Genomic DNA, 14,892 nt, shown 5'->3' on the forward strand with positions numbered 1-14,892 from the left:
TTTCCTCACGATTTAGCAGGTTTTCGCCTCTTAGATTAATCTAATGCGTTTAGACCTACCTCTTTTAGGGCACTTTTTTATAGAGGAACCAAAGAAGAAAAGGAAGGGGATAAATTCATGAGTACAGTTTTGCAGGCAAAGGACCGCAGCGGAGAGAAAAAGATTTCTGTTAGAAAGTTACGGAGGGAGGGCAATATCCCGGCTGTCATGTATGGATCCGATGTGGAAAGCACGTCTGTCTATGTCAGCGCGGCCGATTTTGCCAAAACGATCAAGCAAGTCGGAAGGAACGGTGTTTTTTCCCTTGATGTCGACGGAAATAAACAGGATGTAGTGTTGACTGACTATCAAAAAGATGCCATCAACAATGATATCGTCCATGCGGATTTCCTTGCGGTGGACAAGTCGACCAAAATCAATGCCGATGTAAACGTAACACTTGTCGGGGATTCTGCAGGTGTAAGGGATGGAGGCGTTCTGCAGCAGCCGCTTTTCGCGGTCTCCATCACAAGCACGCCAGCGAATATTCCCCCGATGATTGAAGTTGACATTACTTCCATGCAGGTCGGGGATGTCCTGACGATTGCAGACTTGAACACAGAAGGCAAATACGAGATTAACCATGAAGCGGATGAAGTTATCGCTTCCATCCTGCCTCCGAAAGTCGAAGAAGAAATCGATACGGGCGAACAGCAGGACGGTGGAGTTCCTGAGAATGAAGAGGGCAGGGAAACACAGCCTTCCGAAGAATAGTAAACCAGACGTAGCCTTAGCAATAAGGTTACGTCTTTTATCATTTATTGAACGGGGGAATAGGAGTGAAGTTGATTGTCGGCTTAGGGAATCCCGGCAGGCAGTATGCCGATACGAGGCATAACATCGGTTTTGCCGTCATAGAACGGCTGGCAGACAAGCTTGGCATTCCGCTTGACCAGGCTAAACATAAAGGGCTGTTCGGATCCGGGTTTTATAAAGGTGAAAAACTTGCTTTGCTCATGCCCCTTACATATATGAATTTGTCTGGCGAATCAATTCGCGCGGCCATGGATTTTTATAAACTGGAGCCAGAGGACATTGTCGTCATTTATGATGATCTTGATTTGCCGGTGGGGAAAATCCGGCTTCGCCAAAAGGGAAGCCCCGGGGGGCACAATGGGATTAAATCCACGATTGCCCATCTTGGAACACAGGAGTTCAATCGGGTCAGGATTGGTATCAGCCGCCCGCCCGCTGGGATGGCTGTAACGGACTATGTTCTGGGCCGTTTCCGGAAAGAAGAAGAACCGTTAATGGCGGAAGCGGTAGAAAAAAGTGCCGCTGCCTGTGAGGCCTGGTTTGAAAAGCCATTTTTGCAGGTTATGAATGAATTTAACCAGCAATGATATGAAGTCATAAAAGCAGGCCCAAAGCTATACGATGAATAAATCAGCCCGTGTGAGCCCATACTGTAGGTATTGACTTCCTCGGGAGGGAATAGAGTGGCTATTCATTACGTTTGCCGCCATTGCGGCACTGTGATTGGCTCGATTGAAATGCCAAAGGCGGATTCGGTCATGCTGGGCCTGAATATTCTAAGCGGCGAGGACCGTGCGGCCATGGTTTCATATGAGCAAAATGGTGATATACAAGTAAGGTCTATATGTGAGGATTGCCAGGAATCGTTTGATAAGAACCCTAATCTTCACCAATACGATTATTTGATTCATTAATCAGGCTTTGGAGAGGTCCAAAGCGTTTTTCTGTTTCTAAATGATGGGAGCAACGTGGATGAGTTTAAGAGAAAGATTAAAGACAGCCTGTAGAAGCGCGGGGAAGGAGGAAATGGAATGAAAGGCCTGACGACATTGTTTCTTAAGCACGAGGACATCCAATCCGTTATAAGCGGAGTGGAGGGCGGCTTAAAGGAACAGCTGATTGCCGGTTTATCCGGTTCATCTAGAACAGTTTTGGCGGCATCGATCTATCAACAGACGGGCAGGCCTATCCTCCTCATTACTCATAACCTGCTTCAGGCGCAGAAGCTTTATGAGGACCTGGCCAGCCTTGTCAATGAGAAGGAAGTCTACTTGTTTCCAGCCAATGAATTGATTGCAGCCGAAATGAGTATTGCAAGCCCCGAGCTCAGGGGGCAGCGGATTGAAGTGCTCAATGAGTGGAGCACGAACGGAAAAGGTATATTGATAGCACCGGTGGCGGGCTTGCGTAAAATTCTGCCGCCTAAAGAGCGGTGGGAACAGTATCAGCTTTCAATTGAAAAGGACCAGGACCTTGACATAGAAGAGACGCTGGAAACCTTGGTGAAAATGGGTTATGTCCGCTCTGAAATGGTATCGACACCGGGTGAGTTCAGCGTACGGGGCGGGATACTGGACATTTTTCCGCTTACCGAGGCAAATCCATTAAGGATAGAATTGTTTGACACAGAAGTTGAGTCAATCAGAAGCTTCTCCATAGAGGATCAGCGCTCAAAAGAAAAAATTCCTAAAGCGATTATTGGCCCGGCTACAGAAATGCCGCTTGGTGAAGAGGATTTCGCCCGCCTTGCAGCGGAATTGAAGGCAGGCCTTGCTGCCAGTCTGAAGAAAATCCAGGATGAGAAGGCGAAATTGCTTTTGTCCCAAAATATTTCTTATGAGTTGGAGCAAATTAACAATCGCCAGCGGCCGGACCAGATTTTCAAATACAGCTCGATTGCATACGAAAAACCAGCTAGTTTGCTAGATTATTTGCCGGGGAACGGCATGCTCATGGTTGATGAAATCAGCAGGGTGGTGGAGATGAGCGAGTCGCTCGATAAAGAGGAGGCTGAGTGGTACACGTCACTCCTTGGTGAAGGGAGAATTATCCACGGCCTTTCGCTTTCTCATCAAGTAAACGAGCTCTTCCAAAAAAAACAGGTGCCCGTCTTGTACTTGTCGCTTTTCCTTCGGCATGTGGCGAATACAAACCCGCAAAATATCATCAATTTCTCTTCTAGGCAAATGCAGAATTTCCATGGCCAGATGCATCTTTTGAAGGTGGAGATGGAAAGGTGGAAAAAGGGCGGATATACGGTTCTGTTTTTAGGGGCGAATCATGAAAGGGTAGACAAGCTGCAGCGCGTTTTGGAAGATTACCAAATTGAAGCGGGGCTGGCCAAAGAAACGTCCACCCTTGTTCCGGGTTCTGTCCAAATCATCCAGGGCGGCCTCCAAAGCGGCTTTGAACTGCCAATGCAAAAGATTGCCGTCATTACAGAAGAAGAGCTTTTTAATAAAAGGGTGAAAAAATCAAGGCAGCGCCAGAAACTGTCCAACGCGGAACGCATCAAGAATTATTCCGAGTTGAAGATTGGCGATTATGTGGTCCATGTCAACCACGGGATTGGTAAATATCTCGGTATAGAGACGCTCGTCATTAACGGCCTTCATAAAGATTATCTTCATATCCGCTACCAGGGGACAGACAAGCTGTATGTTCCTGTTGAGCAGATTGACCTAGTTCAGAAGTATGTCGGTTCCGAAGGAAAGGAGCCGAAAGTTTACAAGCTGGGCGGCAGTGACTGGAAGCGCGTGAAGAAAAAGGTCCAATCCTCTGTCCAGGATATTGCCGATGACTTGATCAAGCTGTATGCCGAACGGGAAGCGGCCTTGGGCTATGCATTCAGCCCAGACGGGGAGATGCAAAGGGAGTTTGAAGCTTCCTTCCCTTATCAGGAAACGGAAGACCAGCTGAGGTCCATCCATGAAATTAAGCGTGATATGGAAAAATCCCGGCCGATGGACCGGCTGCTTTGCGGCGATGTCGGCTATGGAAAGACCGAGGTCGCCATTCGTGCCGCTTTTAAAGCGATTGCCGATGGAAGGCAGGTCGCCTTCCTTGTGCCGACAACCATTCTCGCGCAGCAGCATTATGAAACCATCCGTGAAAGGTTTCAGGACTATCCAATCAATATAGGGCTGCTGAGCCGTTTCCGCTCGAGAAAACAGCAGACGGAAACGATAAAGGGACTGAAAGCAGGAACAGTTGATATTGTCATCGGAACACACAGACTTTTATCAAAAGATGTCACGTACCGGGACATTGGTTTGCTCATCATTGATGAGGAGCAGCGGTTTGGTGTCACCCATAAAGAAAAAATCAAACAGCTGAAAACAAATGTCGATGTGCTGACATTAACAGCGACTCCGATTCCAAGGACGCTTCATATGTCCATGCTCGGAGTAAGGGATTTATCTGTTATTGAGACTCCTCCGGAAAACCGGTTCCCGATTCAGACATATGTGATGGAATATAACGGGGTTCTGGTGAAGGAAGCGATTGAACGGGAACTTGCGCGCAATGGGCAGGTTTATTTCCTGTATAACAGGGTCGAGGATATAGAAAGAAAAGCCGAGGAAATTTCCATGCTTGTACCGGATGCGAGGGTCACTTTTGCCCATGGCCAAATGTCCGAAAACGAACTTGAATCTGTTATGATTGGTTTCCTTGCAGGGGAATTTGATGTGCTTGTCACGACTACCATTATTGAAACAGGCGTTGATATCCCGAACGTCAATACTCTCATCGTCCATGATGCTGACAGGATGGGACTGTCCCAGCTTTATCAGCTCCGCGGGCGTGTCGGCCGTTCAAGCCGGATTGCGTATGCCTACTTCACGTACCGGAAAGATAAAGTGCTGACAGAGGTTGCCGAAAAACGACTCCACGCGATTAAGGAATTTACCGAGTTAGGCTCTGGATTCAAAATCGCAATGAGGGATTTATCGATCAGGGGAGCGGGCAACCTGCTCGGTGCCCAGCAGCATGGCTTTATCGATTCGGTCGGATTTGACCTTTATTCGCAGATGCTTAAGGAAGCGATCGAAGAACGGAGAGGAAAGTCCAGGGAAGAAGAAAGGCCGACAGTGGAAATCGACCTTGATCTGGATGCGTATATTCCCGATTCTTATATTCGCGACGGCCATCAGAAGATCGAGATGTACAAGAGGTTCCGGGGCATTCAGGATTTGGAGGATAGCAAAGAGCTTGAATCTGAGATGAAGGACCGTTTCGGGGAATACCCTGACGAGGTCGCCTATTTATTCAGCGTGGCCGAAATAAAAGTGCACGCGCTGAATGCGGGAATCGAATCGATTAAGCAGGTGAAGGGAAAAATCACCATTCTATTAAATGAGAAGGCTGTCACGGAAATCAAAGGGGATGCCATCGTGAATGTCACGTATCCATTTGGAAGGATGGCCGGTTTCGGGATGGAAGGAAAGAAATTTAAAATAACGCTTGAGGCAAAAGAGGGCCAAACGGCAATTTGGCTCAATGCTATTTATGAAATTGCGAAAGGCCTTGAAGTGGAGCGAAAAAAGAATATTCAGTAGGAAATAAGGCCTTAAAAGGCCTTATTTTTAAATAAAGATAGGAAGTATTGTTTTAGCGAGGAAAAAGTTGGGTAATTCATTCAATGTAGCTTGCCGTTCCTAATTGGTATGTTTATCCTGTTCTGGAAGTTTTAATTGCGGTTACAAAATAATTTCCCCTATGAATAGAACTTTCCATATGAAGGATACTAAGTTCAAACTTGGTGAGACTATCAGCAATAGGCAGGGTTTCATCAATTTCAATCATCAGATGAAAGTGAGGCAACATTGAATGAAAGCAACTGGTATAGTTCGTCGAATCGATGATTTAGGTCGTGTTGTCATTCCGAAGGAAATCCGCAGAACCCTCCGGATTAGGGAAGGAGATCCGCTCGAAATATTTGTCGACCGTGATGGAGAAGTAATCCTTAAGAAATATTCACCAATCAGCGAGCTGAGCGATTTTGCAAAAGAATACGCGGAAGCTCTTTATGACAGCCTTGGCAATCCAGTCCTGATCTGTGACAGGGATACTTATATCGCTGTAGCGGGCGGTTCGAAAAAGGATTTCTTAAACAAGAATATTGGTGAGCAAGTTGAGAAAGTGATGGAAGACCGTTCGTCGGTCCTTGTGACACAGCAGGGGCAAATCGCACTTGTCGATGGCAATGAAGAAACGATTTCTTCTTATACAATCGGACCGATTATCGCAAATGGAGATCCAATCGGAGCAGTTATCATTTTTTCTAAAGAAGGCACCCTTGGGGAAGTCGAGCAAAAAGCAGTTGAAACGGCAGCAGGCTTCTTGGCAAGGCAAATGGAACAATAGGCCTCAACACGGCCAAAAGAAGGCTGGCCCCAATCGGGACCGGCCTTTTTCTGTTTTATGTTATAATAGCTTTCGAATTCGCTTTTGAAGGAGACTGCAATGGAGCCGGTAAAACAGGGGCAAAACCTTTTTAAGGGAGCTTTTATTCTTACAGCTGCCGCATTATTCACCAAACTATTAAGCGCCGGGTACCGGATTCCCTTCCAAAATATTGCCGGGGACATCGGTTTTTATATATATCAGCAGGTTTACCCCTTTTACGGGGTCGCCATGGCGCTTGCGACAACAGGTTTTCCTGTCGTCCTCTCAAAATTATATGCCGAAGAAAAAAAGCGCGGACGCCAGCTGCTCGCGGCATCCTATTTGCTGTTGCAATTGTTCGGAATAATCTGTTTCGCCATCCTGTATGCCGGATCTGAATTTATAGCCCGCTGGATGGGCGATCCAGGACTAGCCATTTTATTGAGGACCGTTTCGGTTGTTTTCTTGCTTTTCCCCGCTATATCAGTCATGAGGGGATATTTCCAGGGGAAGGGTGACATGGTCCCGACCGCATCATCACAAATTGGTGAACAGTCCATCAGAGTCATTACCATCCTGGCTATCGCCATCCTTTTTACTAAGCAAGGCCTTTCCCTCTATTACGTCGGTGCCGGGGCTATGTTCGGTTCGGTCACAGGCGGAATCGTGTCACTTATAATCTTGTTGCTCTTTCTGCGCAATCGGAAGCGTAGGAGCGGAGATTGGAATCCACGTGATTTTTTTATGCCTGCTTTTAAGGAAATAAGGCGGATAGCGGGCATACTCGGACCGCAGGGTCTGGCCATCTGCATCAGCAGCCTGCTGATGGTATTCATTCAATTGGGCGATGCGCTTAACCTCTATTCACTTCTGGTCGAAAAAGGCATAGCACCTCTTAAGGCTAAGGAGCTAAAAGGAGTATTTGACCGGGGGCAGCCGATGATCCAGCTTGGCCTTACGGCGGCCTCGACAATTTCCCTGTCTCTCGTTCCGCTCATCGCAAGCATCAGGCTGAATAAAAATAAACAGTTCCTTGTACATAAAATCCGCCTCGCCATGCGGGTAACGGCGGTAATCGGGGTCGGGGCGGCCGCAGGGCTTTGGGGCATCGCCCGGCCGACAAATATCATGTTATTCGAGAATAGTAACGGTACAGATGTGCTGGCAGTACTAAGTGTGGCAATCCTATTCAGTTCCATCGCCATGACAGCCTCTTCCATTCTCCAGGGAAGGGGGGTTCTTTTCCCTCCTGCCGCGGCCGTACTGTCAGCCTTTCCGCTGAAATATGCATTAAACCTCGTTTTAGTTCCCAGGTTTGGAACAATCGGGGCAGCGTGGGCCACGGCGATGACCCTGCTGCTCGTTTCTGCTGCGGTCGTCTTAATTTTGAAAAAAAATATCGGCGGCCCTGTATTTGAAAGATTGTTTTTGAAAAAACTGCTTATAGCCGCCGTTGCGATGATCGTTTTTTTAAAAGCTTTCATCGCTGGAACAGAATTTTTATATGTACTGGAAAGTGAACGTCTGGCTGCTTCTGTCCAAGCCTTGGTTTCCTGTTTTCTTGGGGCGTTCCTTTACATTTTTATCATTATAAGAGGCGGTGTTTTCCGGGAGGATGAGCTGGCGCTATTTCCTTTAGGAAGCAAATTGGGCTTATTGCTGCCACACGATAGGAGTCGGATAAGATGACAAAAACGATTGAAATTCTTGGTCTGGGAGCGGGTGGCTTGGACCAATTGCCGCTTGGTGTTTACAGAAAGTTAATGAGTGGCGGAAGGGTCTTTCTCCGAACGAAGGAGCATCCGGTAGTTGCTGAACTTGAAGAAGAAGGATTTACGTATACTTCTTTTGATTCCATATATCAAAAGCATGATTCATTTGAAACGGTGTATGAGGAAATTTGCGAAGTTCTTCTCGCCGAAGCTGCTGGTGGGCCGATTGTTTATGCAGTCCCGGGACATCCGCTCGTGGCGGAAAGGGCCGTTCAGCTTCTTTTAGAAGCTGAAGCCAGGCTGGAGAATGTCACTATCCGGTTCGGAGGCGGGCAAAGCTTTCTCGACGCACTGTTCCAAGCTTTAAAAATCGACCCTGTCGAAGGTTTTCAGCTTCTTGATGGGACCGCGTTGAGACCCGAACAGCTTCAGCTCGAACAGCATATGTTCATCAGCCAGGTTTATGACAGGATGATTGCCTCAGACGTAAAGTTGACATTGATGGAACGGCTTCCTGACGAATATGAAGTTTATATTATTACGGCTGCGGGGAGTACTGCTGAGAAAATAGAAAAAGTTCCGTTGTATGAACTTGACCATAAAACAGAATTGCACAATCTCGTTACCCTTTATGTGCCGCCTGTAAAAAAGGAAGAGCTGCTTCTGGGTGAGTTTTCGAAGCTCAGGGACATCATCGCTACGTTGCGGGGACCGCAGGGCTGCCCATGGGATAAAGAACAGACTCATGAGTCACTTAAAAAGTACTTGATCGAGGAAACCTACGAAGTCATTGAGGCAATTGACAGCGGGGATATCGATCATCTCGTCGAGGAATTGGGCGATGTTCTACTTCAAATCATGCTGCATGCGCAAATCGGTGAAGACGAAGGTTATTTTGCCATTAACGATGTTGTTCGATCAATCTCCAGCAAAATGATTCGAAGGCATCCACACGTTTTCGGCAACCGGACAGCCGAAACTGCTGAAGATGTACTTGCGAACTGGCAGGAAATAAAGGCTCTCGAAAAAGGATCGGAAAAGAGTGAATCCCTTCTTGACGGCATTCCCAAATCCCTTCCGGCCTTGCTGAAGGCCTTTGAATTGCAAAAAAAGGCGGCAAAAGCAGGATTTGACTGGCAGGAAATCGGCCCGGCCTTCGAGAAGGTAAAAGAGGAGCTTCATGAGTTTGAAGCCGAACTGGAGGGTGAACAGCTTTCACTGGCAAAAAAGGAGTTTGGCGACCTGCTCTTCGCTTTCGTAAATGTTGCCCGGTTCCTTGATATTCACCCGGAAGAATCCTTAATAGAAACAAATGAAAAATTCACCAGGCGCTTCCGGTATATTGAAGAAAAAGTGAAAGCCAGCGGCCGCCCCTTCGAGGACTATACCCTCGAAGAACTCGACCAATACTGGGACGAAGCCAAACAAAACGGACTCTGACATGAACGTTTAAATCTTATTGGAGATTCCGTTGATTGGAGCAAAGTAACTGGAGCAAAAAGTTATAATGCATGATTCTATTTAGGTTGAACTTAATAATTACATTATATTTAAGTTGAATAGCGGGTTGATTGGAGCTCAGGCATGTAGACTCCTCGAAAACGCTATCGCGTTTCCTTCGTGCAAAGCCCATTCGAGGAAGCCTGATGTCCTACGGGATAGAGCGGCAAGTGGAGACCCCGCAGGAGCTTTACTCCGAGTAGGCTCCACTGACGCCCCGTGGAAAGCGAAATGCCCGGAGCGGAAATCAACCACCCCGAACCTGTCGGAATATCAATTTTTAGTTCAACCTAAATAGTAAAGAGACTAAAAGGGGGAAAAAAGATGAGGCTCGATAAATTCTTGAAGGTATCACGAATCATAAAAAGAAGAACACTCGCCAAAGAAGTATCCGACCAGGGAAGAATCCTCGTAAACGGCAAGGAAGCAAAAGCAAGCACAACCGTAAAAGAAGGAGACGAACTAACCATCCGTTTCGGCCAACGGATTGTAACAGCAAAAATAGAGCGGATCCAGGAAACAACACGTAAGGACGAAGCAGCGGAAATGTATACAATTTTAAAGGAAGAAAGGGTCCAATCCGAAGGGTAATGGTATAAAAGGGCTTGTTCTATTTCCCCCTCCGATTACATAGTATGTACAAAATATAGTATGTACAAAGTGATTCGGGGGATGAACAATGAACCAATATTACGATACGACCGGAAACAAAGGGACAGTGCCTGACCATGATATCATCATGAGAGGGCGGAGGCTTCTTGATATAACAGGAGTCAAACAAGTTGAAAGTTTCGACAATGAAGAGTTCCTTCTGGAGACTGTGATGGGTTTTTTATCGATAAAAGGACAGAATCTGCAAATGAAAAACCTGGATGTCGATAAAGGGGTAGTATCCATTAAAGGAAAAGTTTACGAACTTGTGTACCTCGATGAACAGCATGGGGAAAAAGCTAAAGGGTTCTTTAGCAAGTTATTCCGATGACACTTACCACACAGTTTATCACGATGGCGGCCATGATCGCTTCAGGAATACTTTTTGGAGCGATGCTCGATACGTACCAGCGTTTTTTAAATCGGCCGAAACGGAAAAGCTGGATTGCCTTTATCAACGATATTTTGTTCTGGGCAGCCCAGGCGCTCCTCATTTTTTATGTGTTGTACCTAGTCAATAAAGGAGAAATCCGATTCTATATCTTTATCGCCCTGCTCTGTGGGTTTGCCGCCTATCAGGCTTTAATTAAGAGTTTATATCTATGGCTGCTTGAAAGATTGATCCAGGCAGGGATGTGGTTGGGCCGTCTTTTTGCAAAAACGGTCCAGCTTCTTATTTTCAAGCCGGTTACAGGTTTGTTCCAGCTCCTAGTAGGGCTTGTCCTTTTAATCGGAAGAGGCCTTCTTTTGCTGCTCGCGTTTATAGGAAAAACAGCTCTGTTCTTTATTAGGATCATTCTTTTCCTTCCTTTGAAAAAAATATTTTCACTTCTTTGGAAAGTTTTGCCGAAAGGGTTTAAAAAATCGGCGGAGAAGTTATATAATAGTGGGACAGGACTTCTTGGAAAAACAATGGATATGTGGAAACGGATTAAGAATAGAACAAAAGAGTGAGGGGGAGCAGCCTGTGGAAGCACCAAAGAAACGGAATGTAGCACGGATCCGCAATGAATATGCGGAGTCGAAATATTATACGGAAGAATTGGCTTCCAAGAAACGCAAAGCGTTGGCAAGGCGCCTCGCCACTTTTTCACTTCTGGCGGTCCTTTTTGCATTTTTCATGATTTCTTCCATTTATTCACGCGCCGAAGCATTGGACGAGAAAAAAGCAGAGAAGATAATGCTCGAGAAAAAGCTTTCCGAATTGAACAGGGAACGGGATATTTTGAATGAAGAAATCATCAAATTGAATGACGATGAATATATTGCGAAACTGGCCCGGAAAGAATACTTCCTTTCAGATAAAGGAGAAATCATTTTCACTCTTCCGGAAGGGAAAAAGAAGGAAAAGTGAAACAAGGGGCAGTCTTATTGCACTCATTTTGAAATTTAGGTATAATATACAGTAAGACTGATTTTTTTTATATTCTTAAGGAGGAAATTTCTTTTTATGTCAATCGAAGTAGGCAGCAAGTTACAAGGAAAGGTAACAGGGATTACTAATTTCGGCGCATTTGTGGAGCTGCCGGAAGGTTCGACAGGCCTTGTCCATATCAGTGAGGTTGCTGATAATTATGTTAAGGATATCAATGACCACTTGAAAGTGGGCGATATGGTAGAGGTCAAGGTCATCAACGTTGAAAAAGACGGAAAAATTGGCCTGTCCATCAAAAAAGCCAAGGACCGCCCTGAACCGCAAAGGTCCTACACACCTCGTCCCCGACAAGGGAGAGCCAATGACCGGAATGCCAGACCGGAAAATTTTGAAACAAAAATGGCTAAATTCTTAAAAGATAGCGAAGATCGTTTATCCTCCCTGAAACGCAACACGGAATCCAAGCGTGGCGGCCGTGGTGCCAGAAGAGGCTAAACTTGCTGCTGCTTAGCAATTAAACATTCATTTAACTATACCAGGCAGGCCAAAAGGCGCTGCCTGTTTTGTTCTTTTATAGGGCATTTCATGTCCTTTAAGAGTGACGAGAAAAAAAGGAAAGAGGCTTCCCCGAATGGGAAGCCTCTTTCTTTGCCTTCATTATAGCGGCGGAGGGGATCGAACCCCCGACCTTACGGGTATGAACCGTACGCTCTAGCCAGCTGAGCTACACCGCCATTTGAAACACAAAATCTATGATACAGAGTTTGAAATAAGGTGTCAATACATTTCGTGTTTTTTCTAACTGGTTATTTTTGCGCCTTTTGCACTTCTATGGCGGCAGAGGTGAAATGCGTCGAACAAATCAATTTACCTGCCGATTGATTTTGACAATCTTTGGATGCTTGTCCGATTATAATGAGCACTATCATTAAACGACGGGGGAGTGTGTTTATTTGGAAAGAGCTGAGCAAAGTGTCGTAGAGCCGATGCCGGGCGGGGGGAGCGGTTTAAATTGGAATACTTCAGCGTTAAAAAAGATTCAGGACCGGGCGGGGGCAGTTTTTTTAAAGAAAGGTTATTTCCTGATACTCGTCGGTTTTTTGCTTGGCCGGGCACTGATATTGTCCAAGCTTACGCCTTTTGGGCTTCCCTTTTTCGCAGCTGTATTTTTTATTAAGAGGGATCGGGCGCCGCTGGCATTGTTGGGGCTTGTCTGTGGCGCGGCTACTGTTTCGATGGGGCATGCAGCATCAACGTTTGCCATTTCGTTCCTCTTCCTGGCGGTCTTCAGAGTGACGAAGCAGTGGGTTGCAAACCCTGTTAAAGCGCTCCCCTATTACACGGGCATTATTCTTCTTGCCGGAAAGCTTGGAGAAAGATTCATAGTGACTGGCAGCGTAACGATTTACGATGGCCTTATGTCGGGGGTGGAAGGCGTTCTCGCTTTTATCCTGTCTCTTATCTTCATGCAAAGTGTGCCGCTGGTGACGGTAAATAAACGAAAACAGCCTCTTAAAACGGAGGAAATTGTCTCTTTGATTATTCTTCTCGCCTCCATCATGACGGGCACGATAGGTTGGATGGTGTACGGGATTTCGATAGAGCATGTTATGTCTAGGTATCTCGTATTGCTATTTTCCTTGATGGCCGGCGCCGCAGTCGGCTCCACGGTTGGTGTTGTGACCGGGCTGATCTTCAGCCTGGCCAATGTCTCAAGTTTTTCCCATATGAGTCTTCTTGCATTTTCAGGAGTGCTGGGCGGCCTTTTGAAGGAGGGAAGAAAGGCGGGGGTTTCTGTAGGTCTGATTGTGGCGACTCTGCTAATAGGTATGTACGGCGAAACAGGCACCGCTTTACAGACAACAATGATAGAGACAGCAGCGGCGATCCTCCTGCTGATCCTGACGCCAACCTCTATAACTGCCAAAATAGCAAAGTACATACCCGGTACTCCTGAACATACAGCGGAGCAACAAAAGTACATGAGGAAAATGAGGGATGTAACGGCGAAAAGGGTCGCCCAATTCTCCAATGTATTTGAAGCTCTTTCGAAAAGCTTTTCGCAGCATGATATTGAAACTGGGGATGAAAATAAAGAACTTGACTTCTTTCTAAGCAATGTTGCCGAAAAGTCGTGCCAGACGTGTTTTAAGAAAGAACATTGCTGGACAAGGAACTTCTCTACAACATATGGATACATGGAGGAAATTATGCTTCAAATGGACCAATCGAAAGCTTCGGTTCCTCCAAAATTGGCGAGGGAATGGGAAAAGCTTTGTTCCCGGCCAAAAAAAGTGATGGAAGCAATCCATCAGGAGCTCGCCGTTTTTCAGGCCAACCAAAAACTGAAAAAGCAGGTGCAGGAAAGCAGAAGGCTTGTTGCTGAGCAGCTTTTGGGCGTTTCGGAAGTCATGGGTGACTTCGCGAAAGAAATCCAGCGGGAACGGGAGAATCTTCATAAGCAGGAAGAGCAGATCATGGAGGCAATCCAGGAATTTGGCATTCAAATTGATCAGGTTGAAATTTACAGTCTTGAGCAGGGCAATGTGGACATTGATATGACGGTTCCTTTTTGCAACGGGCATGGGGAATGTGAAAAGCTAATCGCTCCGATGCTATCGGATATTCTCGGTGAAACGATCATTGTGAGCTCAGAAGACTGCGGTACTTACCCCAATAGTGTCTGCCAGGCTACATTCCGTTCGGCAAAAGCGTTTACCGTGGATAGCGGTGTTGCCTACGCGGCAAAAGATGGCGGTTTCATTTCAGGAGACAGCTTCTCGACTATAGAGCTTGGCAGCGGAAAATATGCAGTTGCAATCAGTGATGGAATGGGAAATGGCGAGCGTGCCCAGGAAGAAAGCAAGGAGACCCTCCAACTGCTCCGGCAAATCCTCCAGTCGGGAATCGAAGAGAAAGTCGCGATAAAATCCGTCAATTCAGTCCTTTCATTAAGGACGACCGATGAAATATTTTCCACCCTCGATCTTGCGGTAATTGATATGCAGAATGCTTCCGCCAAATTTCTGAAAATAGGCTCGACACCAAGTTTTATCAAGCGGGGGAAAAAGGTCATCAAAATTCAGGCCAGCAATCTGCCGATGGGGATTGTCCAGGAATTCGATATAGATGTCGTCAGTGAACAGTTGAAAGCCGGAGATTTATTGATCATGATGAGCGATGGGGTCTTTGAGGGGCCGAAACACGTCGGCAACTATGAAATGTGGATGAAGCGAAAGATTCATGACCTTGAAACCGATGACCCCCAAGAGGTGGCTGACCTGATTATGGAGGAAGTAATCCGCTCCAGATCCAATCAAATTGAGGATGATATGACCGTTGCGGTAACCAAGATCAAACATAATACCCCAAAGTGGGCCTCCATACCGGTCGGGGGATTGAAAAAGAAACGCGCTCAATAGCAGGGTAGCGGCCTGAAGGTATAAATCATCTCCAATCAGTCGAAAATGG

13 protein-coding genes and 1 tRNA gene are annotated in these 14,892 nt (G+C 46.4%); 13 read left to right on the top strand and 1 reads right to left on the bottom strand.

Features of this window, described 5'->3' with window-relative positions; translation table 11 throughout:
- Positions 1-117: 117 nt before the first annotated feature.
- The 12 genes from BN1002_RS21590 (at position 118) to BN1002_RS21645 (ending at position 11,916) form a co-directional block, all read left to right on the top strand.
- Entirely contained in the window at positions 118-753 is a 636-nt protein-coding gene (locus tag BN1002_RS21590; RefSeq protein ID WP_048827607.1) for a 50S ribosomal protein L25/general stress protein Ctc, read from the top strand.
- A gap of 65 nt (positions 754-818) precedes the next feature.
- Positions 819-1,382, top strand: a complete 564-nt coding sequence (gene pth, locus BN1002_RS21595) for an aminoacyl-tRNA hydrolase (protein WP_048827608.1) — start codon at positions 819-821, stop codon at positions 1,380-1,382.
- A 96-nt stretch (positions 1,383-1,478) separates the two neighbouring features.
- Entirely contained in the window at positions 1,479-1,709 is a 231-nt protein-coding gene (locus BN1002_RS21600; RefSeq protein WP_048827609.1) for an anti-sigma-F factor Fin, read from the top strand.
- 117 nt (positions 1,710-1,826) lie between these two features.
- Positions 1,827-5,354 carry a transcription-repair coupling factor gene (gene mfd / locus BN1002_RS21605; protein WP_048827610.1) on the top strand — a complete coding sequence of 1,176 codons (3,528 nt, stop codon included), beginning with the start codon at positions 1,827-1,829 and terminating at the stop codon, positions 5,352-5,354.
- 271 nt (positions 5,355-5,625) lie between these two features.
- Entirely contained in the window at positions 5,626-6,162 is a 537-nt protein-coding gene (gene spoVT, locus BN1002_RS21610; protein ID WP_048827611.1) for a stage V sporulation protein T, read from the top strand.
- A gap of 99 nt (positions 6,163-6,261) precedes the next feature.
- Positions 6,262-7,872, top strand: coding sequence for a putative polysaccharide biosynthesis protein (locus BN1002_RS21615; protein WP_048827612.1), 1,611 nt, complete (start codon positions 6,262-6,264; stop codon positions 7,870-7,872).
- A complete protein-coding gene (gene mazG, locus BN1002_RS21620; protein ID WP_048827613.1) occupies positions 7,869-9,335 on the top strand; it encodes a bifunctional methyltransferase/pyrophosphohydrolase YabN in 1,467 nt (488 codons plus the stop codon). The genes BN1002_RS21615 and mazG overlap by 4 nt, the downstream gene beginning before the upstream one ends.
- Before the next feature lie 384 nt (positions 9,336-9,719).
- The gene (locus tag BN1002_RS21625; protein ID WP_048827614.1) at positions 9,720-9,986 is read left to right on the top strand and encodes an RNA-binding S4 domain-containing protein; all 267 of its coding nucleotides are present in this window, start codon (positions 9,720-9,722) and stop codon (positions 9,984-9,986) included.
- Positions 9,987-10,074: 88 nt separating this feature from the next.
- Complete coding sequence (gene yabP / locus BN1002_RS21630) at positions 10,075-10,377, top strand: sporulation protein YabP (protein WP_048827616.1); 303 nt, start codon at positions 10,075-10,077, stop codon at positions 10,375-10,377.
- Entirely contained in the window at positions 10,374-11,000 is a 627-nt protein-coding gene (gene yabQ, locus BN1002_RS21635) for a spore cortex biosynthesis protein YabQ (protein WP_048827617.1), read from the top strand. Before yabP ends, yabQ begins: the two co-directional genes overlap by 4 nt.
- A 13-nt stretch (positions 11,001-11,013) precedes the next feature.
- On the top strand, positions 11,014-11,400 hold the full coding sequence (locus BN1002_RS21640) for an FtsB family cell division protein (protein ID WP_048827618.1): 387 nt from the start codon (positions 11,014-11,016) through the stop codon (positions 11,398-11,400).
- 96 nt (positions 11,401-11,496) lie between these two features.
- Positions 11,497-11,916, top strand: coding sequence for a S1 domain-containing RNA-binding protein (locus tag BN1002_RS21645; protein WP_048827619.1), 420 nt, complete (start codon positions 11,497-11,499; stop codon positions 11,914-11,916).
- Positions 11,917-12,081: 165 nt separating this feature from the next.
- Here BN1002_RS21645 and BN1002_RS21650 read toward each other — a convergent pair.
- A tRNA-Met gene (locus BN1002_RS21650) sits at positions 12,082-12,155 on the bottom strand.
- A gap of 219 nt (positions 12,156-12,374) precedes the next feature.
- Between BN1002_RS21650 and spoIIE the strand changes: the two genes are divergently transcribed.
- On the top strand, positions 12,375-14,843 hold the full coding sequence (spoIIE, locus tag BN1002_RS21655; RefSeq protein WP_048827620.1) for a stage II sporulation protein E: 2,469 nt from the start codon (positions 12,375-12,377) through the stop codon (positions 14,841-14,843).
- Positions 14,844-14,892 lie beyond the last annotated feature (49 nt).

The sequence above is a fragment of the Bacillus sp. B-jedd genome (assembly GCF_000821085.1).
GTDB lineage: Bacteria > Bacillota > Bacilli > Bacillales > Cytobacillaceae > Bacillus_D.

Coding starts and splice junctions, on each gene's coding strand:
- BN1002_RS21615 (WP_048827612.1), top strand. CDS start 6,262: ATGGAGCCGGTAAAACAGGGGCAAAACCTTTTTAAGGGAGCTTTTATT.
- yabQ (WP_048827617.1), top strand. CDS start 10,374: ATGACACTTACCACACAGTTTATCACGATGGCGGCCATGATCGCTTCA.
- BN1002_RS21645 (WP_048827619.1), top strand. CDS start 11,497: ATGTCAATCGAAGTAGGCAGCAAGTTACAAGGAAAGGTAACAGGGATT.
- BN1002_RS21625 (WP_048827614.1), top strand. CDS start 9,720: ATGAGGCTCGATAAATTCTTGAAGGTATCACGAATCATAAAAAGAAGA.
- mazG (WP_048827613.1), top strand. CDS start 7,869: ATGACAAAAACGATTGAAATTCTTGGTCTGGGAGCGGGTGGCTTGGAC.
- yabP (WP_048827616.1), top strand. CDS start 10,075: ATGAACCAATATTACGATACGACCGGAAACAAAGGGACAGTGCCTGAC.
- spoVT (WP_048827611.1), top strand. CDS start 5,626: ATGAAAGCAACTGGTATAGTTCGTCGAATCGATGATTTAGGTCGTGTT.
- BN1002_RS21590 (WP_048827607.1), top strand. CDS start 118: ATGAGTACAGTTTTGCAGGCAAAGGACCGCAGCGGAGAGAAAAAGATT.
- mfd (WP_048827610.1), top strand. CDS start 1,827: ATGAAAGGCCTGACGACATTGTTTCTTAAGCACGAGGACATCCAATCC.